This window comes from Anaerostipes sp. AF04-45, from assembly GCF_003461725.1.
Lineage (GTDB): Bacteria > Bacillota > Clostridia > Lachnospirales > Lachnospiraceae > Anaerostipes > Anaerostipes caccae.
On the sequence record NZ_QTXQ01000005.1, the window covers coordinates 156357 to 178508 of the forward strand.

A 22152-nucleotide genomic window follows, 5' to 3' on the forward strand; every position below is an offset into this window, starting at 1 on the left:
CCTTAAAAATTTCCAAGTATTTTAAAGTCCTTTACCTCCGCCCGGATGCCGGTCAGAGCATTGCGTATGCCCGGTTCATTTAAGTTTCCGGCCACATCTATATAAAATCCATATTCCCACTGCCTGTTCGGAAGCGGTCTGGATTCAATATTCGTCATACTGACATCATTGAACATAAAATGTGCAAGAATGTTATAAAGAGATCCCGTCTCATGCGGAAGAGAAAAACTGATGCTTACCTTCCCGGCATCTCTCCGGTACTGCTTTTTCTTGGACATAACCACAAAACGGGTGCAGTTATTTCCTTCGTAATTCACCTTGCGCTTCAGCACCTCCAGTCCATAGAGCTTAGCCGCCCGCTCGCTGGAAATCGCAACCTTGGTCGGGTCATTGTCATCCGCAACTTTTTTGGCCGCAACGGCAGTGTTCCTTATGCGAACCTGATCCCAGCCGGTCTCGTCTAAAAATTGCTTGCACTGCATCAGCCCCTGGGGATGTGAATATACCTTGGTCACCTTGGAAAGATCTGTTCCCTTAATGCCTACAAGGGCATGATTGCACTCTACCGTCTCTTCCCCGACTACACATACGTCATGATTCAGGAGCAGATCATAGATGCCGCTCACAGTGCCTGCGGAGGTATTTTCGATGGGCAGAATTCCGTAATCTGCCTTTCCCTCATCCACTGCCACGACCACATCTTTAAATTCATCGGCTGTAAAATGGCTGATATTTTCTCCAAAAAACTGCACCATGGCCTGTTCCTGATACGCTCCGGGAATCCCCTGATATACAACTTTTGTATCTCGGTTGATCTCCAGTTTATCCACCTCTTTAAACATTTTCCGCACGTAGCTGTCTTCTTCCGACAGGAGACTGTACTGGTATCTGCGCCCGATGGACATAAGCTGTAAAAAGAGTTCCTCTGTTCCCTTCTTTAAAAACTCCGGTTCGACTTCGCCTGTTAGCGCCTCTATCTTCTCCTGTTCCCTATCTCTGTCATAAATCGGCTTGCCTGTTCCTTTTTTATACTCTGCAACCTCCTCGGAACAATGCATCCGCTCTTCAAACAGGCGGACAATCTTCCGGTCTATCCGGTCTATGTCCTTTCTTATGTCAAGTAAATCTCTCATTTTTCTTCCTTTTCCTCCAAAGCATCTTTTAACTCCAGGATCGTCTTGTTCAAGACAGGATGCCTCTCATAGGGTGCTATCTGTACGAGAGGCTCCAAAACAAAACTTCGTTTCGGAATCTCTGGATGAGGTATCGTCAAATGATCTCCATGAATCACGATGTCATCATACAGCAAAATATCCAGATCCAGTGTCCTTGGTCCCCAATGTACAATCCGTTCTCTGCCCGCATTATTTTCCAGTCCCTGCAAATATTCGAGGAGTTCCTCAGGTGTCTTCAATGTATCGATCCCGATACATCCGTTGATAAATTTATCCTGCTCCGTATATCCGTAAGGTTCTGTCTCTGCAAGGTCTGACACACAGATCAGCCTGAGATCATCTTCCTGTTTCATCTGTTTTACTGCTTCGTTTATATACTTCATCCGGTCCCCCATATTGGAACCTATCCCAATATATGCCCGGTGCCACTGCCGCTCAATTCTGACAGAGACACTCTGGATCGGCAGCCCGATCGGAGCCCAGGGTTTTTTGACTTCCACCTCTGTCTTCCTGATCAGGTCAAATTCTATCAGAAGCCGCTCTGCAATCGTTTCCGCCACCCGTTCGATCAGGTCAAAGGTATTTCCCTCCATGATCTCCCGAATCCGATGGCATACTTCCCCGTAGTTGACGGAGTATTCTATTTTATCACTCTTGCCGGCCCGTTTTGTATCTGTATACAGTACTGCGGACACAAGAAATTTCTGTCCCAGGACTTTTTCTTCTTTATATACGCCGTGATTGCTGTAAAGCTCCAGCTCTTTTATAATAATCTGATCCATCTTCCCCGCTCCTTTAATAACGGCAGATTGCCTCGATCATAGTGAGGGCGCGCCTGTTTTCCTTAACGTCATGAACCCGGAACATCCGGCAGCCTTTCATATATCCGCTCACCGTAGTGGCCACAGTACCCTCTGTCCTCTCATCTGCCGGCAGATCCAGAGTAAATCCGATCATAGATTTTCTGGATGTACCGAGCAGTACCGGCACCTGAAACTCAAGAAGAAGTTCCAAATGGTTCATGAGCATCAAATTTTGTTCCAAAGTCTTTGCAAATCCAATGCCCGGGTCCAGCAGTATCTGTTCTTTCCGCATGCCGGCCTCCCCGGCAGTCTGCATAGTCTCCCTGAGGTCCTTTATCACATCACTCAAAAAATTCTTGTAATCTGTATTCTTCCGGTTATGCATAAGGCAGGCCGGAAGGCCTTCCCTGGCCAGCAGCGGAGCCATTTTTCCGTCCCACTTGAGTCCCCATATGTCGTTGATCATATCGGCGCCTGCACGGATGCCTTCCTCAGCCACCTGCCACTTGTATGTATCCAGGGAAATGACCGGATCAAACTCTCTTTTCAGTGCCTCAATCACCGGAGCTGTCCTCTCGATCTCTTCATCCACGGTGATCTTTTCATGTCCCGGGCGGGTGGATTCCCCTCCGACATCGATGATATCCGCCCCTTCGCCGAGCATTTGCTCCGCATGCTTCAGAGCCGCATCCAGACGGGTGTATCTTCCTCCATCCGAAAAAGAGTCCGGAGTCACATTGAGTATCCCCATAATATATCCATGGTTTTTCATATCAAATTGTCTTTTTCCTATCTTCATGTCCAGCTCCTAATACCGATATATGTTGTTTTTCTTCTCTTCCGGCCAATAGCATTCTTCTCTCGCCTTACAGTTGCAGCAGTCCCTGGAGAGCTTGTCTGCCCGGCCAAAAAGGCAGGAAAGCTTATCACTGTCCGGCCTTCTGTGGGACTCTAATAAAAGCAGAATCGTGCTCCGCTCCTCTATATTATAAGGGGACTCAGACAAAATAGCCGAGGCGATCGAAATGCCTGCCTCCTCATGTGGAATTCCCTCGGCATACTGCTTTCCTCTTCCGATATCGTGCAGAAAACCTGCGGCATAGATCACATCTTTCTTTACGTCAAGCCGTTCTTCAAGCACAAGGATATAAGCAATCCTGGAAACTGCCAGGAAGTGCCCGGTGTCGTGGAGACAAAAGGCCCTTCCTTTCTCCGCATCCTGAATCTGCCGGTAAGCACTCTGATATTCCGGATGATTCGTGATATATGAAAGCCGCTTCACTGCTCTAACCTCTCAGTTCTTTTAAAAATGACAGGGTTCCGAACACGACGATAACATCGTCCTGTCCGCATTCCTTCTTAACCTTCTGATAACATTCTCCAAGACTTCCTCCTTCGGTCACTTTCCGGTAAAACGAACGGGCAGCGTCAGCTAGCACACCCGAAGGCAGGGCACGGTCACCTTCCGGTGTCACCGTGTAAATTTCATCTGACATTGGAGACATGATCTTTAACATCTGCGGATAATCTTTATCCGACAATACTCCCATTATATAGATTATTTTTTTATTTGTAAAATTCTTTTGAAGGAACCGTAAAAGCTTCTGGGCTCCGTCCGGGTTGTGAGCTCCGTCGCAGAAAGCCGCAGGAACCGCGGAAATACGCTGTAATCGGCCATCCCACCTGGCATTTTTAAATCCTTTTCTTATGGAATCCTGCCGAAAAATATAAGATTTTTTTAAGATTTGAATGGTCTCCAGAGCGGCTGCGGCATTAAAGATCTGATGCTCCCCAAGCATACCGATTTCCATATTCCGGTACTCTGTTCCATCTGCACAGACATAAGAAAATACTGAGCCCTCTAAGTTTTCGGATAAGACGGTGACACGGCTTGTGTCTGCGAAGATGAGAGGCACGTTTTTTTCTTCTGCAGCCTTCTCTATCACTTCCCTGGCCTCAGAAGTATTATCGTAAGAAACGGCAGGACATCCTTTTTTCAGGATACCTGCCTTCTCACCTGCGATCTCCTGAATCGTGCTGCCCAGATACTGGGTATGGTCATAGCCAATCGATGCAATGACTGTACAGATCGGGTGCTTTATCACGTTTGTTGCATCCAGTCGTCCCCCAAGCCCTGTTTCCAGAAGGACTGCGTCCACTTTTTTATCGAGAAAATAAAGAAATGAAAGGGCAGTCTCCATTTCGAAGACTGTCGGATGCTCTTTTCCGTCCCTGACCATCTCCTCCGCTGTTTTTTTTATTTTCTCCATATAAAAGCAGAGATCTTCCTTTGTGATGATCTCATCGTTAATACGGAACTTTTCTTCATAGCAGAAAGAAGCAGGCGACACATACCGCCCTGCTTCATAACCCTGCTCTTTGAATACCGACGCAAGAAACGCCAGGGTAGAACCTTTTCCGTTAGTTCCTGCTATATGAACGATCTTCAGCCGGTCCTGGGGATTCCCGAGACGGTTTAACAATTCCCTGATATTGTCAAGTCCTAAAATACTTCCAAACTTATTGGCTCGTCCAATAAATTCCATTGTCGCCTGATAGTTCATGTTAGCTGCCTCCCTGTCTCATCTCTTTGTCTGTTAAGAAAGAAGAGCCTCCCTTATGACGTCCTCAATCTTTTTCACATATACGATCTCGATATTTTCTGTAATCTCTGTATCAAATTCCCTGACATCTTTTTCATTGGCCTTTGGCACGAGTACTTTTGTCATGCCCGCGCGTTTTGCCGCCAGCATTTTTTCTTTCAGTCCCCCGATTGCCAATACCTGTCCTCTGATCGTCACCTCTCCGGTCATTGCCACAGTTCCCCGGACTTTTCTTCCCGTGATCGCCGAGATGAGGGCAAGAGTCATGGTAATTCCGGCAGACGGTCCGTCTTTTGGCACCGCACCTTCCGGAATGTGAATGTGGATATCGTGAGATTCAAAGAAATCATCCTTGATCTTATATTTGCCGCTCTTGCTCCGGATATAGCTGACTGCAGCCTGGGCCGATTCCTTCATCACATCACCAAGAGATCCTGTGACGGTAAACTTGCCCTTCCCCGGCATTGTGTTTACTTCCACGTTGAGCATGACGCCTCCGACACTGGTCCATGCCAGTCCGTGCACGATTCCCACCTCGTCCTTCAAATTTTCTTTTTCCAGTTCATACGGAGCCGTGCCCAAATAATCCCGGACTGCTTTTTTCGTCACCGTCACTTTTTTCTTCTTTCCCTGATAAATGTCTTTTGTAATCTTTCGGGAAACATTTCCAATGGTTCTCTCCAGGCTTCTCACACCCGCTTCTCTCGTATAACTGTCGATCAGCAGCCTGAGAGCATCGTCCTTCCAGACAATTTCCTTCGGAGTCAGCCCGTTGGCTTCCATCTGCTTTTTTACCAGATAATTTTTGGCGATGTGAAATTTCTCGTTTTCAGAGTAACTGGAAACTTCTATGACCTCCATCCGGTCTAAAAGCGGTTTGGGGATCGTGGAAAGATCATTTGCCGTGGCGATGAACAGTACATCACTTAAATCCAGCGGCACTTCCAGATAATGATCCCGGAAATGTTCGTTCTGCTCTCCATCCAGGACTTCCAGGAGCGCCGATGCCGTATCTCCTCTCTGGTCCTTTCCCACCTTATCCACTTCATCCAGAAGCATCAGCGGGTTGCGTACTTTAGCCTGACGGATCGCTGCCACGATCCTTCCCGGCATAGCTCCCACGTAAGTCTTCCTGTGCCCCCGGATCTCGGACTCGTCTCTGACGCCTCCCAGTGATAATCTCACATATTCTTTGTGGGTAGCCCTGGCAATCGACCTTGCGATGGATGTTTTCCCCGTTCCCGGAGGGCCCACAAGGCAGAGGATAGCCGCGTCCTTCTTCTGGCTCATGGCCCTTGCCGCCAGATATTCCAGAACCCGCTCCTTAACTTTCTTCAGTCCATAGTGATCTGCTTCCAGAATCTTTTCTGCTTCTTCCAGATCCATGGAATCTTCCGAAAGCTTTTCCCACGGCACATCCAGCATAATCTCGATGTAAGTTCTGAGCACCGCGCTCTCGGCGGCACTGTTTCCCATAGCCTGGAACCGGGAGATTTCTTTCTTTATCTTGTCCTTCACCTCTTCGCCGGCTTCCATTTCAGAAAGACTGCGCAGGAACTCATCGGCTTCATCTGCGATATTGGTCTCTCCAAGTTCTTCCCGGATCACCTTGAGCTGTTCCCTCAGCATATATTCACGCTGATTGTCGTCAATATTCTCTTTGACCTTCTCCTGAATGTCCAGTCTCAAATAGGCGAGACGCAGTTCCTGTTCCAGAAGCACAAGCATGAGCTCACATCTCCGTTTTAAGTCCATCTCTTCCAGAAGTTTTTGTTTGTTCTGAAGAGAAAACGGAAGATGGGTTGCCAGATGGTCCACAAACACTTCCAGATCTGTCTGCATGAGGATATAACTGTATACATTAGGGTCCATCTGATTCCAAACCCCGGTATATTTTTCAAAACTTTCTTTTAAGGCTCTGAATACCGCCTCCTTCTCATCCTGTTCAAATTCCTGCTGCTCTGTATGCTGATAAGCCGCTTCCACCCGGAATATCGGTTCTTCCTCACAGACTTCCAGAATTTCAGCCCGGAACATGCCCTCGGCGAAAACCCGGATAATATTTTGAGGCAGTTTTACTACCTGGCGGATTCTCGCCAATGTCCCGATCTGGTAGAGGTCGTAAGATTTAGGATCTTCCATCGCCGGATCGATCTGATTATCCAAAAAAATCATCTGATCGTTCTGCATGGCTTCCTCGATCGCGCGCACCGATTTACTCCGTGAGACATCAAAATGAATCACCGAATTCGGATATATGTATTTCCCTCTCAGCGCAAGCATCGGTAATACTTTTTTCATCTGTTTCTCCTTCGTTGTTATATCGTTATTTATGCCAAAAAAACTGCCTCAATAGCAAGAAATTCTTGTATTAAAGCAGTTTGTTGACTTTGGGCCGGATGTCTTATGCTATCTCGCCATTGCTCTTCTTCGTTCTTTTTTTTACGCCTGACGTCCTCTTTGATCTGTCATCAGACCTCTCGATCACCGGCTCTTCCGAAGATTCTACAACGCCTCTGGTGATCACGCATTTGGACACTTTCTCGTCAGAAGGCACCTGATACATCAGATCCATGATGACGCCTTCCATGATGGCCCTTAACCCCCTGGCTCCTGTCTTTCTCTCCATGGCCTTCTCTGCAATCGCTTCCAGAGCACCATCTTCAAATTCCAGGTCTACTCCGTCGAGTTCAAACAGCTTCTGATACTGTTTCACCAGTGCGCTCTTCGGTTCTTTCAGTATGCGCACAAGCGCTTCTCTGTCCAGAGGATTTAAGGATACATTCACTGGAACTCTTCCAATGAACTCAGGAATCAGACCGAATTTTACGAAGTCTTCGGGCAGAACCTGCTGAAGCAGACTTCCAATGTCTTCTTTCTGTCCATTTCCAATTTCTGCATTGAATCCGATAGACTTCTGTCCGATTCTGGATTCAATAATCTTCTCCAGCCCGTCAAAAGCTCCTCCACAGATAAACAGGATATTGGTTGTATCAATCTGTATAAACTCCTGGTGCGGATGCTTCCGTCCTCCCTGCGGCGGAACAGAGGCTACCGTACCCTCGATGATCTTTAATAAAGCCTGCTGCACGCCTTCCCCGGAGACATCTCTGGTGATAGAGGTGTTTTCTGACTTTCTTGTAATCTTATCAATCTCGTCAATATAAATAATCCCGCACTGTGCCCGTTCGATGTCATAGTCTGCCGCCTGGATAATCTTTAAGAGAATATTCTCCACATCCTCTCCCACATAGCCGGCTTCAGTCAGCGCTGTAGCGTCTGCGATAGCAAACGGAACGTTGAGCATCTTTGCCAATGTCTGGGCAAGCAGCGTTTTCCCTGATCCCGTTGGCCCAAGCATTATAATATTGCTCTTCTGAAGATCAATATCTGAGGAATCTCCCAGAAGGATCCTCTTGTAGTGATTATAGACTGCTACAGACAGCACTTTCTTGGCCTCGTCCTGTCCGATCACATAATCGTCCAAAAATGCTTTGATTTCTTTCGGTTTATTTAAATGGATCTCTGTATCATCAATATACTGCTCAAATTCCTCTGCAATGATATCCGCACAGACCTCAATACATTCATCACATATATAGACGCCTTTTGCCTTCGGCCCTGCGATCAGTTTTCTCACCTGGTCCTGGGTCTTATTGCAAAAAGAGCAACGAAGCTGCTTTTTGTCATCGCTGTGATTTACCATAGAATTACCTCGCTCTTTCTAATTATGATTCCCTCTTCTTGTCAAAGACGGCATCAATCAGTCCGTACTCCACAGCTTCCTCTGCAGTCAGCCAGTTGTCACGGTCCGTATCCCGTTCAATGACTTCTAATGGTTTTCCTGTATTTTCACTTAAAATGCGGTTTAAGCGCTTCTTCGTCTGTAAAATATGCTCTGCGGCAATCTGGATCTCTGTTGCCTGCCCCTGGGCTCCGCCCATCGGCTGGTGGATCATGATCTCGGCATTCGGCAGCGCCATACGCTTTCCTTTTGCTCCCCCTGAAAGCAGGAAAGAGCCCATGCTGGCTGCCATACCCATGCAGATCGTAGACACATCACACTTGATGAAATTCATCGTGTCATAGATGGCCATGCCTGCTGTGACAGATCCCCCCGGACTGTTGATATACAGGCTGATATCCTTCTCCGGGTCTTCTGCTTCCAGAAAAAGAAGCTGGGATACAATCAGGCTTGCTGAAACATCGGTAACTTCTTCTCCCAGGAAGATGATTCTTTCTTTTAATAAGCGGGAATAAATGTCATAAGAACGCTCCCCGCGGCTTGTTTGTTCAATGACATAAGGTACTAAACTCATCTTAAATTCCTCCCGGTTTTCTATCTTTCAATTATTTTGTCTGGCAGGAACTGATCAGGAAATCTACTGCCTTCTGAACAGCAATATCATCCATCATCTGATCCTTCTGGCTTCCCTGTACCATCTTTTCTAACTGTTCTGTTTCCATCTGGTACATACCTGCCATTTTTTCTAATTCTTTCTTAAAGTCTTCTTCGCTGGCTTCAATGCCTTCTGCTGCGACGATCGCCTCCAATACAAGACGTGTCTTTATTCTCTTTAATGCCTGAGGTTTTAACTCTTCAGCAAACTTCTGGGCATCACTTCCTGTATACTGAAGGTACTGTTCCATGTTAAGTCCCTGGTAGCTGAGTCTCTGTGAGAATTCATCTGCCATCTGCTGTACCTGCTCTTCGATCATGGCATCAGGGATGTCCATGGATGCATTCTCTACTGCCTGGTCAACCAATGCATTTTCTTTCTCTGTCTTGGCAGCTTCTTCTTTCTGTGCCCTGATATTCTTCTTGATCTCTTTTTTGTAGTCTTCCAATGTCTCAAATTCTGAAACTTCAGATGCAAATTCATCGTCTAATTCCGGAAGTTCTTTTTCTTTAATTCCTTTGATTTTCACTTCAAAAACAGCCGGTTTTCCTGCCAGTTCCGGTGCATGGTACTGTTCCGGGAACGTTACGTTGACTTCGATTTCATCACCGATATTTTTGCCGATCAGCTGCTCCTCAAATCCTTCAATAAAGGTACCTGATCCGATAACCAGAGTCTGGTCTTCAGCCGTTCCTCCTTCAAACTTTTCACCGTCAACAGATCCTGAGTAATTAATCAGAGTGATGTCTCCGTCTTTGACCGGGCGGTCTTCTACTGTAATCTCCCTGGCATTTGCTTCCTGTTCCTTCTTCAGCTGCTCTTCAATTTCTTCTTTTGTTACGCGGATTTTCTTTTCTTCGACTTCCAGTCCTTTATATTCTCCAAGAGTCACTTCCGGTTTAACCGCAATCTCGGCTGTAAAAATAAACGGTTTCCCTTTTTCTAACTGAACTACGTCGATATCAGGTCTGGAAACGATATCCAGGTCAGAATCTTTCATTGATTCACTGTATGCTTCAGGAATCAAAATATTCGCGGCATCCTCGTAAAAAACTTCTACTCCGTATGCTTTTTCAATAAAGTTTTGAGGTACTTTTCCTTTTCTGAATCCAGGTACGCTGAACTGTGATTTCTTCTTATTATATGCTTTTTTGATTGCTGCATCTAATTTCTCAGGCTCTACCTCAATCGTCACTTTTACCATATTATTGTCTAACTTTTCAACTTGTAATCCCATTCTTACAAATCCTCCTAAATATCATTATCTTTGTTGTAGTTTTATACAAACATTAAGTCATTATACCATGACGTTTCCGACCTGTCGACTGAAAATACAGATTTTACGCCATTTCTGTCAAATGAAGCCTTCCTACTGCTTTACTCCCTGATAGACATATTCACCGGATGTCTGAAGAATTCTCGGGGCCTTGCTCACGATTTTCACCGTAAATGCATCTCCCTTCTTCAGATCCTTTTTGGATACTTCCAACAGATGTTCGTTGTGGAATGTCGTATTGATCTTCGTCTCATCCACATACACCTGACAGAAGTTTGTGAAGTTATTTCCTTCTATAAATATACTGTTCTCAGTCTCATAAGCTTTTGTCACATTGATTTTTTTAATGCCAAACGAGATATCTGTCGCCTGAAATGGATTTTTTTGATCCCAGACATACTGCTTGCCGTAAAGCATATCATACTGCAGTGTCTTCATATCCTTCTGGTAATTTTTCGTGCCCTGCCGGGTCTGGTGAAAACTGTTCATGACCCCGTTTTTGATGTTCAGCTTGGCGAGGATATCGGAACCGAGCTGATAAGCTTCGATCACACCGTCCTTCTTTTTCAGTCCCATGTTATCCCAGATAAAATAGCTTGTCTCATATTTATTCCCGTAGGTCAGATCTTTATCGTCTACCTCAAGACTAGGAAGATGGTCGCCATACATCACAAGGACCGTATCTTCACCCCGTTTTTTCAGTGCACTCACCAGATCTCCCACAAACTGATCCATCTGGTATACCTGATTGGCATAGTAGGTATATTTGTTCTTTAAAGCCTCATCTTTGATTCCGCCTACGACCTTGATCTTTGGATTTTCAATAATCTCTGTCTTAGGATAATCTCCGTGCCCCTGGACAGAAATTGTATAGATATAGTCTTGTCCCTTTGTAGAATCCAAAGCGTTCAGAATACAGCCTGTGAGTATCGTATCCTTGGCCCATCCGTTTTCTGTCCACTTTTTGATATTCATACATTCTTTGGAGGTGAAGGTGTCAAACCCAAGCTGGGAGAAAACCAGATCCCTGTCATAGAAGGCGGCACTGTTGTTGTGGATAGCATGCGCAGTATAACCATTTTCCTTCAGCAATGTGGCCATGCTCTCTGTGGTAGTCGACTGCAGGACAGTTTTGTAAGGGTATTCCGCCGCTCCGAAGTGATCCAGGTTCATGCCTGTAATCGCCTCAAATTCGGAATTGGCAGTTCCGGCACCGTAAGACGGCATGCTCAGCTGTCCGGAAGAATATCCCTTCATATATTTGTGAAAATTCGGAAGAGGGTCCTGATTGAACTTCACGCCTTTTACCTGGGTGATATCAAAGTGTGACTCCAGCTGTACAAAAATAATATTCGGCTTCCTGACTCTGCCCTTTTTCTTATCCTGCGCCTGTTTGGTCTTTTGCTCAATCTGGTCAATTTTATCTTCTGAATAGTTGGACGGTTTATCAATCCCATTTTTCAAGGCAGTAATTGAAAAGCAATACGGTGTCCCGTAATCTCCATAGGCAATCCGGATGTTGCCGATCCTGTCTGTGAGCATATTGCTCCTGAAACCATATACAGTTGTCCCTCCGAATGCCGCAAAAATAACAGCAACCGCAAGGATATTCCTCTTATACTGCAGATTCTGTTTTTTGGGCAGATACAGAAATCCTACAACGAGCAGCACCAGTACGATTAAAATAAGTGCACCCATAAAGACGATGGCTGACGGCGAATAATAGTTGGTCATGACCGGAAGTACAGATTTCATCAGTGTGACGTCCACATACGTGAATGGAGTATTTCTGGCACTGAGCATCAGAAAATTGACGATCCCGATGACTGACCAGACCAATGTCACTATAATGTAGGTAAACAGCCTTCGCTTCACGATCAATACCACAGAATAAGTGACAAAAATGATGAATGCGCTGTACAGAAACATCTTGGTCCTGTCATTGACAAAGCCGAATACTCCCTGGTCAAATGTCTGGCGCCCGAGAACTTCCAGTAAAAATGCCATGCCAAATGCCAGCACAATATTGCACAGAACAGGAACCTTCTCGATCCACTTCCCAATCTGCCTTACTATATTCTTTACCAAAGATTTCATGATACTCTCCTTACTTTGATTCTGTCTTTCAAAAAAGGCCCCGAAAAACTCGGAGATTTCTTATTTGCAAAAAGTCATACAGTGTATTATAACACTGTCATTCCAAAGTATCTATACTTTAATTGTGAAAAATTTCTTAAATGCTCTGCCCAGATTGACAGTTTTCTGTATCCATGATACGATGCTCTAGGAAACTTTTCTTATGGTTTTTTGTAAAGTTTCTAGTTTATATTAAAGAAAGGAGCAGAACAGTTTTAAGCGCCATGCACCTTCTGGCACGGAACCTGACTTATCGAACAGATAACGAAGAGCAGAAGGTTAACGAGGTGGAAAGTGATCGAAGATTCGGCGGATGCTTTCCCGTGGCTTTGGACACGTGATGTACAGAAAAAAACTGTGAGTAATCGCAGAACAAAGGCTGTACAGCCAAAGATATAAAAACCACACAAAAGAACATTTAAATAGAAGGACACTTCATCGCTTTTACATTTTAAGCGACGTTTTCTTTGTGTCCGCATAAAATTAAATAAAAAGGAGATTTCAACATGTGTGGAATTATTGGATTTACAGGAAAACTCGAGGCAGCAGATATCTTGGTAGGAGGCCTGACACAGCTTGAATACCGCGGATATGACAGTGCGGGAATCGCAGTCAATGAAGGCTCCTCCACTAAGATCATTAAAACAGCCGGAAAGGTTTCCAATCTCCGCGAAAAAGTAGAGTCATCAGAAGACCGCAGCGGAACATGCGGGATCGGACACACACGATGGGCTACTCACGGAGGAGTGACTACCGCCAACGCGCATCCCCATGTAGCAGGAAATATTACGCTGATCCACAACGGAATCATCGAAAATTATAAAGAGCTTGCGATCGCTCTAAAGGCCCAGGGCCGGACTCCGGTCTCTGAGACTGACACTGAAATTGCCGCTCTTTATCTGGATTCTGTATATGAGGGAGACCCGTTTGCTGCCATGAAAAAAGCAAATGAAGCATTGGATGGAGCCTACGGCTTCTGTATTATGTTTAAAGATCATCCCGGAGAGATCTACTGCATGCGCAATTCCAGCCCTCTGGTAGCAACCTCCACAGAAGACGGTGCCTTCATCGCCTCCGATATGGTAGCACTGCTCCAGTACTCTAAAGATTATTTTGTCGTGCCGGAAGAGCACATCGTAGTTATGAAAAAAGACGGTATCACACTCTATGATATGGAACAGAACATCGTTTCACCGAAAATGCTTCACGTTGACTGGGATACTACTGCTGCTCAAAAAGGCGGATATGATTACTTTATGCAGAAAGAAATCTATGACCAGCCGGAGGCACTGACAAACACTGTTATGCCCAGACTTCACAATGGTCTTGCGGATTTCAGCGCCGATGGGATCTCAGATGACCTGTTCAAAGATATCAGCCGCGTGATCGTGACTGCCTGCGGTACTGCAATGCATGCCGGATTAGTGGGCCGTCATCTGATTGAATCCATGGTGCGTATTCCTGTCACCGTAGAACTCTCTTCAGAGTTCCGCTATATGGATCCTATTCTGGATGAACATACATTGGTTGTCATTGTTTCCCAGTCCGGAGAAACTGCTGACTCCCTGGCTGCTCTGCGCCTTGCAAACGAACGGGGTGCAAAAACACTTTCCATCGTCAATGTGAAAGGTTCCAGCATCGCAAGGGAAAGCGATCAGGTTTTATATACACACGCAGGTCCGGAAATCGCTGTTGCCAGCACAAAAGCATTCTCTGTACAGTGTTCAGGTTTCTATCTGATCGCACTGAAACTTGCTGAACTGAGCGGTAAATTCACCGAGGCAGAATTATCAGAGTACTGCAAAAAATTTGAGGAAGCGATTGCAACCGTGCCGGAAGTCCTGAAAATGGACAGTTACATCAAAGATATCGCCGAAAAAATTAAAGATACCTTCTCTGCATTCTTCCTGGGCCGCAGCCTTGATTATGCCATTGCAAGCGAGGGATCTTTGAAATTAAAGGAGATTTCCTATGTTAACTCTGAGGCATACAATGCAGGAGAATTAAAGCACGGAACCATCTCTCTTGTGACAGAAGGAGTTCCGATCATCGCTATTGCTACTCAGGATCATGTCCTTCCTAAGATCATGGCCAATGTAGAAGAAGTCAAAGCCCGCGGAGCCCATGTGATCATGGTGACCGACAAAGACATGTCAGATTACGAAGGCGTCTATGACGACCTGATCCAGGTGCCTTCCGTGGATGACAGATTCGGAACCTTCGGCGTCACTGTGGCACTGCAGCTGCTTGCATACCACGTAACCGTATTCAGAGGAAATGACGTAGACCAGCCAAGAAACCTGGCAAAATCCGTAACCGTAGAGTAATTTTATGAAATCCAGCCGACAGACAAAGACTGAATTTCATGTGAGAGCTGATATTGCTGAGATACAAAAAACACCGGCCTATTTTAGGCTGGTGTTTTTTATCCATAGAAAAAACTGGTTCGCGAACTGTTAAGGATCTGAAATTGTGCAGAACCAAAATAAGCAGGCTCTCTTATCGCTTACTTTACCTCTTCCAGCCGCCGGATTTCTCCGCTGTGATCTATGATGACATCCTTCATTACCAGAAGCATTTCTGTATTTTTATCCACACGCTCACTCAATCTGCTGAACTCCGCGTGTGAAATCCTGTCCTCATAAAGAGCATCCAACTTTGGTATAACTTCGTTTTCCACACGGAAACAAGTCTTTTTTACAGAACCAAGATCATCCTCCACTGTCGTCAGTCTATCGTCTATCGATTCAACTTTTACTTCCAGCGAATCAACTTTTGTCTCCAATGAATCGACCTTTTGTTCCACTGAAGTCAGTCTTTCATGGATTGGCTGAAGTTTTTCATCAAACTTTTTATCGAGTTTCTCTTCTAACTTCTCTTCTAATTTGCGGTCCAGCATCTCTTCTATCTGTATAAGCAGTTCACCGTGGTCCATTTTCCGCTCCTCCTTCTTTTGTTATAACAATATTATACTCCTGAACAGAAAGAAAATCAACATATTTTTCCATATAACAAAGTAGGCGAGCCCACTTCAGCTCTTAGGCCCCTCAATCTTTGAGGGGCTTGACAACTTTGCGTGCCAGATGCGATTTGACGCAGTCAAATAATTTCCTTACGCATCTGTGCACAGCCCGCGGAGCGTTTTTATTTCATAGGGAAGGTCGTAGAACTTTCCTATGGAATAAGAAAATATTCAGAAACTTCAAACAATATCCACTTCATCTGATGTCGGTATCGATGGTGCTGCCCCTTTCCTGGACACGGCCAGTGACGATGCTTTGGCACATCTCTTCAAATTGTCGGCAGGACTCATTCCATTTATTATACCTGCAATAAAATAGCCGGTGAAAGTATCTCCTGCCGCTGTGGTATCCGCCACATCAGCCGGTATACATTCCTGCCTTAGTTCCACAGTTCCTTTCCGGTAAACCGCTCCTTCTTCCCCTAACGTCAGTACGGCTTCTGCCTTAGGAAACCGCTCCGACATCACATCCAGAATTTTTTCCGGCTCTCTTTGTCCTGTCATCTGAAAACCTTCCACTTCGTTGAGCATAAAGAGAGAAATTTTTGAAAAGTCACACGTTTCAAGAATTCGATTGTAAGGAGAAGGGTTGCAGACTATGCAAAGCCCCCGGTCAAATGCACGGTCAATGAGATAGTCCAGGAGATTGATCTCATTCTGGATCAGCAGAAAATCTCCCGGTCCAAACGTATCCAGAGCACGTTCCATCTCCTGCTTTGACTGCCTCATATTTGCTCCTCCAAATAAAAGGATTCCGTTTTGTGCATTCCGGTCCACCTGTATGACCGCATGTCCGGTCTCGCCGTCAATTTTTTGCACAAAAGAGGTGTCCACTCCGTATTTATTCAGTTCATCGAGAAGCATCTGACCGTCAGCTCCGACCGTCCCGCCCTGATAAACTTTTGCTCCGGCTTTCGCAAGGGCTATGGACTGGTTCAGCCCTTTTCCCCCACAGAAGGTTTTTCTTTGTTCCGATGCCTGTGTCTCTCCCGCCGCTGTAATGTGATCTACTTGATATACAAAATCATAATTTAAAGAACCATAATTTAATACCTTCATAAAATCGCCTCCCGCCCATTTGTTAGGACTATTATACCATCTTCTGCCGCGCAGGGACATAACAAAAGGGAAGAGATCTATAAAAAGACCTCTTCCCTGATATGTCTAAAAAAACTATCATTGGACGGTTCCATTTGTTTGATGGATACTTATCCAGTAGATATTACGTCCATTTTCTACATGATTGGAGTGAGGCATTCTAAGAGCCGAACGGAAATCATGTGGAAAATGTTATACAAACGCTTTCACGCTCTTGTAAATTCCTTCGCTGTCCAGTCCGAATTCTTTGATCAGTTCCACTGCAGGTCCTGAGTGTCCGAACACGTCCTGTACTCCGAGTTTCAGTACCGGAGTCGGTGCTTTCTCGCTCAGTACATCACATACTGCGCTTCCAAGTCCGCCGATCACAGAGTGTTCTTCTACAGTAACCACTTTTCCGGTCTCTTTTGCTGCAGTGATCACCAGCTCGTCATCCAGCGGCTTCACTGTTGCCATGTTGATAACTTTTGCGTTGATTCCGTCTGCGGCAAGCTTCTCAGCAGCTTCAAGGCTTTCACCTACGCAAAGTCCGTTGGCGATGATGGTCACATCTGTACCTTCTCTTAACACGGTACCTTTTCCGATCTCAAATTTGTAATCTGCTGTGTCATTGATGACCGGAACAGCCAGACGTCCGAATCTCATGTAGACAGGTCCGTCAAGTTCTGCCGCTGCCTTTACAACTGCCTTTGCTTCCACATCGTCAGAAGGAACGATGACAGTCATTCCAGGGATCGTGCGCATTAAAGCCACGTCTTCGCAGCACTGGTGGGTAGCACCGTCTTCTCCGACAGAGATACCGCCGTGGGTAGCACCGATCTTTACGTTCAGGTGAGGATATCCTACACCGTTTCTTACCTGCTCATATGCACGGCCTGCAGCGAACATTGCGAATGTACTGACAAACGGGATCATGCCGCTGGCAGCAAGTCCTGCTCCCATTCCCATCATATTGCACTCTGCGATACCGCAGTCAATGTGGCGTTCCGGAAATTCTTTCTTGAATACACCAGTCTTTGTAGCGGCAGCCAAATCGGCGTCTAACACTACTACGTTTGGATTTTCTTTTCCTAATTCAACCAGGGCGTTTCCATAGCTTTCTCTGGTTGCGATTTTCTTTACATCTGCCATCTTAACATCCCACCTTCTCTAATTCATTCAATGCCTGTTCACATTGTTCATCATTCGGAGCAGAACCATGCCATCCGACCTGATTTTCCATAAAGGAAACACCTTTTCCTTTGACCGTCTTCATAATGATCGCCGTCGGTTTTCCTTTGCACTCTTTTGCTTTTTTCAGTGCGTCGGCAATCTCGTCAAAGTTATGTCCGTCGATATTGATCACATTGAAGTTGAATGCTTCAAATTTTGCATCGATCGGATATGGTGAACAAACATCGTCAATATTTCCGTCAATCTGAAGGCCGTTGTTGTCTACGATGACAACAAGATTGTCAAGCTTTCTGAAGCCTGCGCTCATGGCAGCTTCCCAAACTTGTCCCTCCTGGATCTCCCCGTCACCAAGCAGTGTGTAGGTACGGTAGTCCTTTCCTTTTAATTTCGCAGCTACAGCCATTCCCACTGCTGCAGAGATTCCCTGTCCCAATGATCCGCTGGACATATCAACACCAGGGATTTTCTTCATATCAGGATGTCCCTGTAAATAAGAATCAATATGACGCAGTGTGAGTAAATCTTCTTTTGGGAAAAATCCTCTCTCTGCAAGAGTAGAGTAAAGTCCAGGTGCTACATGTCCCTTGGACAGCACGAAACGGTCTCTGTCTTCCATCTTCGGATTTTCCGGATCAATGTTCATTTCTTCAAAATATAAATATGCAAACATGTCTGCGGATGATAAGGATCCGCCCGGATGTCCGGATTTTGCAGCGTGTGTCGCTTTTATGATCCCTTTTCGGATCTCATTGGCTGTTTTTTGTAATTCTGCCACTGTCATTTTTTCTCCCAACCTTTCTTATTCTCCAAATACTGCTTTATAGTCTGCCTGGAATTTTGCGATTCCCTGGTCCGTCAGAGGATGGTTCATCATCTGCTCAATGACATTGTAAGGTACAGTAGCGATATCCGCACCCATTTTTGCACACTCAATTACGTGGATCGGGTTGCGGACACTAGCACAGATGATCTGTGTATCGATTCCGCCTGCCTCAAAAATCTCAACGATATCAGCGATCAGGTCTAAACCGTTCTGAGAGATATCATCTAATCTTCCTAAGAACGGAGAAACATATGTAGCACCTGCTCTGGCTGCAAGCAATGCCTGTGTCGGATTAAATACAAGAGTCAGATTCGTCTTAACTCCCTCAGAAGATAATACTTTTGTAGCCTTTAACCCTTCTACTGTTGTAGGAATCTTAACTACCATGTTCGGATGGATCTTTGCGATTTCTCTTCCCTCTTTGATCATTCCTTCTGCATCTGTAGTAGTCGCTTTGACTTCCCCGCTGATGGCTCCATCTACAATAGAAGTGATTTCTTTAATGACATCTTCAAACTGTCTTCCGGATTTAGCGATCAGTGACGGATTTGTTGTCACTCCGCAGATCACTCCCATGTCATTTGCTTTTTTGATGTCTTCTACATCTGCTGTGTCTAAAAAAAATCTCATATTATCTTCCTCCTAAAATGAATTGCTGCACTTTTGCTCTGGTATCATTTAACCATGGATCCCCCCGGTTTGTCAAACTCCTAAACCCCAGTGTTTATGCGATTTCCCGTGAATTTATTAATAATTTTACGGTTTATTAATAACCTTTCTTTTGTGATTATTGTATACCAGATCTATTGTCAAAAAAAAACCTAGGTTTTATCAGTTTTTCCTATTCCGTTGATGTGATGATTTTTTACAAAAATTAATATTTTATAGCTTTATTAGTAATATTTTATTATAATATTAATGAATATTAATTAATAAATATTTTTTTGATTAGGAGGGTTTATGGCTTCAAAGAAAAAGATCACTACAAAAGATGTTGCAAAATACGCAAATGTTTCCCAGTCTGCCGTATCCATGATTCTAAATCAGAAGAGCAATGTATCCTTTTCTGAAGAGACAAGGATCAAAGTATTAAACGCGGCAAAAGAACTTGGATATGAAAAAAAGAAAAAAAAGGCTGCTCAGCCCGCGGGTCTTTCCAAAGTCATCGTTATTATGTGTCCATTTTTGTCCAACCATTATTACTCGATCCTTGTACATTCCATCACAGAGCGCGCCCACGATTATGGATATGTCACCTTCGTCGCCCCTACCCTGAGAAATCCCAACACGGAGCAGTTTTACCTGAATATGATCCAGGATTTTGATGCGGCAGGCATTGTATATCTATATCCGACGTCATGGCTTGAAGATGTAAACGACATGTCCAAAAACATTCCTGTCATCAATATTGGAGACAAAAACGACGACATCATGTTTGACTCCATCCATGTCAGCAGCACCAAACCGGCTTATCTGGTGGCAGAGCATCTGCTCTCCCTTGGACACCGGAAGATCACTTATGTGTCCACGCCGATGAGCACGATCGAGCGTTCCCGTTCCAAGCGCTACGAAGGTCTGAAAAAAGCCTTTTATGAACATGGCTTTGATCCGGAAAACGTGACCTGCCGCTCTGTTTCAACCGGAGAATATAATACGCTCTCTCCCAATATGCTGGAATATTCCTGCGGCTTTAATCTCACCAAAGAAATCCTCACGGAGGGGACGGATTCCACTGCGTTTGTAGCCTACAACGACATGGTTGCCCTGGGTATTCTTGATGCTCTTTTTGACATGAAGTATAAAGTGCCCAGTGATTTTTCTGTCTGCGGCTTTGATAACATTCCTATGGCAGACATGCGCAGGATCTCCCTGACTTCCGTGGAACATTCCATCGAGGCCAAAGGAAGAGAAGCCGTAGATATTATTGTGCGGCACAGAGAATCCAAATCCAAGAATAAACCCAGAAGCTTCGTGACAAAACTGGAATTTGAACCATTCATCGTCAAACGAAAAAGCACCGGAAAAGCCAGAAACACCTAGCATTTAGGGTACACAGTTTCTCCCTCCTTCAGTGTCTCCGTCACCTTGATATCTTTCAGTTCTGATACAGGCGTTTTCAGCGGATTCCGATCGAGGATCACAAGGTCTGCAAGTTTTCCTTCAGCGATACTCCCTTTTTTGTCTTCTTCAAAATAAGCATAGGCCCCGTTGATTGTCACGGCTTTCAGTGCCTCGCAGACATTGACCCGTTCTTCCTCTCCAAGGATCTTTCCCTCCCTTGTCAACCGGTTTACTGCGCACCAGACTGTATGCAGCATATCCGGAGGGACGACCGGAGAGTCCTGATGAAAATTCACACAAAGCCCCTGCTCAAATGCAGACTTGGCAGGACTTATGGCTTCTGCCCTTTCTTCTCCCAGATTCCTTAAATGAATGTCACCCCAGTAGTAAACATGGTCTACAAACATAGACGGGATCATACCGATAGTTTTCATCCTGAGAAGCTGATCTTTCCGCACGGTCTGGCAGTGGATCATGACCGGCCTCAAATCATCTTCTTTTGAGACACCGCACTGTTCCATAGCGTTCTCAAAACTGTCGATCCACTGCTGGGAAGCCGCGTCTCCGTTGCAGTGGGCGAGGATCTGCACACCGCTTTCTATGGCATTCCGGATATATGTCTGTACTTTCTCCTGTTCCATTGCCGGATATCCCCGGTATTCTTCTTCTCCTGCATATGGTTTCGACAGCCATGCGGTCTTTCCCTGTGGAGATCCGTCCAGGATCACTTTCCGGCCGCCCAGTTTCATGTGATTCCAGTATGCTTTTTTAAGCCCTGCATATTCCTGCTCCAGCTTTTCCGGTTCTTCTCCGACGAGGACATAAGAAACAACGTCTGCTTTCAGCAGCCCTTCTTTTGCGGCCTCAAACAAAGCCTCCACATCCTGTCCGGATGCCGCACCGTCCTGGATCGTAGTAATTCCATGGGACAGGTAAAGCTCCTGGGCTTTCTCTATCTGTGCTTTCGGGTCCCTTGGAATCTTTGCGTACACCCGGGCCAAAAGCAGGTTCAGTGCCTTCGTCTCTTCCGCATATCCGTCCGGTTCCATAGATCCCGGTATCCTGCCGAATCTGGAACCTTCCATATCCGGTGTCGACGCATCGATCCCTGCCTCTTTTAACAAAACGGAATTTCCGACCCCCATATGCCCGGACGCATGCAGCACAAATACCGGTATTTGATCAGAAACTTCATCCAATACGTTTTTATCCGGATGCTTCTTTTCATCCAGAAAATTGTGGTCATAACCCACACCTATGACAGCACCGCCGTCTCCAATCTTCTTTTCCTTCTGGAATGCAGTCAGGCGCATTTTGATGTCTGCGAAGCTTTCGCATCCGGACAAATCAGCAAACTGTGAAAATTGGGCCACAAGAGAAATATGACTGTGTCCGTCTATAAATGCCGGCATCAGGGTCTTCCCGTTAAGATCTGTCATCTCCGGCTGATGTGCAGCCCTCACTGCTTCTTTCAGGCTTCCTGTGAACGCAATGATGCCGTCCGATATCAAAACTGCCTCCGGCTCTGTCCGGGTGTCTTCCATAGTAAGAATATCCCCATTATAGTATATCTTGTCCATCT

The 22152-nt window shown here is 45.4% G+C and carries 18 protein-coding genes; 2 read left to right on the forward strand and 16 right to left on the reverse strand.

Annotated features, from left to right (window positions below; translation table 11 throughout):
• Window positions 1-2 precede the first annotated feature (2 nt).
• The 10 genes from DWV34_RS09395 to DWV34_RS09440 all read right to left on the reverse strand — a co-directional run bounded on the left by DWV34_RS09395 (window position 3) and on the right by DWV34_RS09440 (window position 12354).
• Entirely contained in the window at window positions 3-1133 is a 1131-nt protein-coding gene (locus DWV34_RS09395) for a chorismate mutase (RefSeq protein WP_006566526.1), read from the reverse strand.
• The gene (gene folK, locus DWV34_RS09400) at window positions 1130-1957 is read right to left on the reverse strand and encodes a 2-amino-4-hydroxy-6-hydroxymethyldihydropteridine diphosphokinase (protein ID WP_006566527.1); all 828 of its coding nucleotides are present in this window, start codon (window positions 1955-1957) and stop codon (window positions 1130-1132) included. The genes DWV34_RS09395 and folK overlap by 4 nt, the downstream gene beginning before the upstream one ends.
• A gap of 13 nt (window positions 1958-1970) precedes the next feature.
• Entirely contained in the window at window positions 1971-2777 is an 807-nt protein-coding gene (gene folP, locus DWV34_RS09405; protein ID WP_006566528.1) for a dihydropteroate synthase, read from the reverse strand.
• A gap of 9 nt (window positions 2778-2786) precedes the next feature.
• Entirely contained in the window at window positions 2787-3260 is a 474-nt protein-coding gene (locus DWV34_RS09410; RefSeq protein ID WP_009289067.1) for an HD domain-containing protein, read from the reverse strand.
• A gap of 4 nt (window positions 3261-3264) precedes the next feature.
• A complete protein-coding gene (locus tag DWV34_RS09415; protein ID WP_118476125.1) occupies window positions 3265-4542 on the reverse strand; it encodes a bifunctional folylpolyglutamate synthase/dihydrofolate synthase in 1278 nt (425 codons plus the stop codon).
• Window positions 4543-4575: 33 nt separating this feature from the next.
• On the reverse strand, window positions 4576-6882 hold the full coding sequence (gene lon / locus DWV34_RS09420) for an endopeptidase La (RefSeq protein ID WP_118476127.1): 2307 nt from the start codon (window positions 6880-6882) through the stop codon (window positions 4576-4578).
• 103 nt (window positions 6883-6985) lie between these two features.
• Complete coding sequence (clpX, locus tag DWV34_RS09425; protein ID WP_006566532.1) at window positions 6986-8287, reverse strand: ATP-dependent Clp protease ATP-binding subunit ClpX; 1302 nt, start codon at window positions 8285-8287, stop codon at window positions 6986-6988.
• Between the two features lie 22 nt (window positions 8288-8309).
• Entirely contained in the window at window positions 8310-8900 is a 591-nt protein-coding gene (gene clpP / locus DWV34_RS09430; protein WP_006566533.1) for an ATP-dependent Clp endopeptidase proteolytic subunit ClpP, read from the reverse strand.
• 31 nt (window positions 8901-8931) lie between these two features.
• Entirely contained in the window at window positions 8932-10218 is a 1287-nt protein-coding gene (tig, locus tag DWV34_RS09435) for a trigger factor (RefSeq protein WP_009289070.1), read from the reverse strand.
• Between the two features lie 132 nt (window positions 10219-10350).
• Complete coding sequence (locus DWV34_RS09440; RefSeq protein ID WP_009289071.1) at window positions 10351-12354, reverse strand: LTA synthase family protein; 2004 nt, start codon at window positions 12352-12354, stop codon at window positions 10351-10353.
• Window positions 12355-12899: 545 nt separating this feature from the next.
• Between DWV34_RS09440 and glmS the strand changes: the two genes are divergently transcribed.
• Entirely contained in the window at window positions 12900-14720 is a 1821-nt protein-coding gene (glmS, locus tag DWV34_RS09445; RefSeq protein WP_009289073.1) for a glutamine--fructose-6-phosphate transaminase (isomerizing), read from the forward strand.
• Window positions 14721-14899: 179 nt separating this feature from the next.
• Here the strand turns inward: glmS and DWV34_RS09450 are convergent, their stop codons facing one another.
• The 5 genes from DWV34_RS09450 to fsa all read right to left on the reverse strand — a co-directional run bounded on the left by DWV34_RS09450 (window position 14900) and on the right by fsa (window position 19139).
• Complete coding sequence (locus tag DWV34_RS09450) at window positions 14900-15328, reverse strand: hypothetical protein (protein ID WP_009289074.1); 429 nt, start codon at window positions 15326-15328, stop codon at window positions 14900-14902.
• A 267-nt stretch (window positions 15329-15595) separates the two neighbouring features.
• On the reverse strand, window positions 15596-16474 hold the full coding sequence (locus DWV34_RS09455) for a ribokinase (RefSeq protein ID WP_009289075.1): 879 nt from the start codon (window positions 16472-16474) through the stop codon (window positions 15596-15598).
• Between the two features lie 231 nt (window positions 16475-16705).
• Window positions 16706-17644 carry a transketolase family protein gene (locus tag DWV34_RS09460; protein WP_118476129.1) on the reverse strand — a complete coding sequence of 313 codons (939 nt, stop codon included), beginning with the start codon at window positions 17642-17644 and terminating at the stop codon, window positions 16706-16708.
• A 1-nt stretch (window position 17645) separates the two neighbouring features.
• Window positions 17646-18467, reverse strand: a complete 822-nt coding sequence (locus DWV34_RS09465; protein ID WP_009289077.1) for a transketolase — start codon at window positions 18465-18467, stop codon at window positions 17646-17648.
• 18 nt (window positions 18468-18485) lie between these two features.
• Window positions 18486-19139 (reverse strand): fructose-6-phosphate aldolase, encoded by a 654-nt coding sequence (fsa, locus tag DWV34_RS09470; protein WP_009289078.1) that lies wholly within the window; start codon window positions 19137-19139, stop codon window positions 18486-18488.
• A 330-nt stretch (window positions 19140-19469) separates the two neighbouring features.
• Between fsa and DWV34_RS09475 the strand changes: the two genes are divergently transcribed.
• Window positions 19470-20549: a LacI family DNA-binding transcriptional regulator gene (locus DWV34_RS09475; RefSeq protein WP_118476131.1), complete on the forward strand. Its 1080-nt coding sequence runs from the start codon at window positions 19470-19472 to the stop codon at window positions 20547-20549.
• Here DWV34_RS09475 and DWV34_RS09480 read toward each other — a convergent pair.
• Window positions 20546-22150, reverse strand: coding sequence for an amidohydrolase (locus DWV34_RS09480; RefSeq protein ID WP_118476133.1), 1605 nt, complete (start codon window positions 22148-22150; stop codon window positions 20546-20548). The two genes, DWV34_RS09475 and DWV34_RS09480, sit on opposite strands and share 4 nt — an antisense overlap.
• Window positions 22151-22152 lie beyond the last annotated feature (2 nt).

Coding starts and splice junctions, on each gene's coding strand:
- DWV34_RS09395 (WP_006566526.1), bottom strand. CDS start 1,133: ATGAGAGATTTACTTGACATAAGAAAGGACATAGACCGGATAGACCGG.
- lon (WP_118476127.1), bottom strand. CDS start 6,882: ATGAAAAAAGTATTACCGATGCTTGCGCTGAGAGGGAAATACATATAT.
- DWV34_RS09450 (WP_009289074.1), bottom strand. CDS start 15,328: ATGGACCACGGTGAACTGCTTATACAGATAGAAGAGATGCTGGACCGC.
- clpX (WP_006566532.1), bottom strand. CDS start 8,287: ATGGTAAATCACAGCGATGACAAAAAGCAGCTTCGTTGCTCTTTTTGC.
- folP (WP_006566528.1), bottom strand. CDS start 2,777: ATGAAGATAGGAAAAAGACAATTTGATATGAAAAACCATGGATATATT.
- DWV34_RS09415 (WP_118476125.1), bottom strand. CDS start 4,542: ATGAACTATCAGGCGACAATGGAATTTATTGGACGAGCCAATAAGTTT.
- tig (WP_009289070.1), bottom strand. CDS start 10,218: ATGGGATTACAAGTTGAAAAGTTAGACAATAATATGGTAAAAGTGACG.
- fsa (WP_009289078.1), bottom strand. CDS start 19,139: ATGAGATTTTTTTTAGACACAGCAGATGTAGAAGACATCAAAAAAGCA.
- DWV34_RS09475 (WP_118476131.1), top strand. CDS start 19,470: ATGGCTTCAAAGAAAAAGATCACTACAAAAGATGTTGCAAAATACGCA.
- DWV34_RS09465 (WP_009289077.1), bottom strand. CDS start 18,467: ATGACAGTGGCAGAATTACAAAAAACAGCCAATGAGATCCGAAAAGGG.
- DWV34_RS09440 (WP_009289071.1), bottom strand. CDS start 12,354: ATGAAATCTTTGGTAAAGAATATAGTAAGGCAGATTGGGAAGTGGATC.
- DWV34_RS09455 (WP_009289075.1), bottom strand. CDS start 16,474: ATGAAGGTATTAAATTATGGTTCTTTAAATTATGATTTTGTATATCAA.
- folK (WP_006566527.1), bottom strand. CDS start 1,957: ATGGATCAGATTATTATAAAAGAGCTGGAGCTTTACAGCAATCACGGC.
- DWV34_RS09460 (WP_118476129.1), bottom strand. CDS start 17,644: ATGGCAGATGTAAAGAAAATCGCAACCAGAGAAAGCTATGGAAACGCC.
- clpP (WP_006566533.1), bottom strand. CDS start 8,900: ATGAGTTTAGTACCTTATGTCATTGAACAAACAAGCCGCGGGGAGCGT.
- DWV34_RS09480 (WP_118476133.1), bottom strand. CDS start 22,150: ATGGACAAGATATACTATAATGGGGATATTCTTACTATGGAAGACACC.
- glmS (WP_009289073.1), top strand. CDS start 12,900: ATGTGTGGAATTATTGGATTTACAGGAAAACTCGAGGCAGCAGATATC.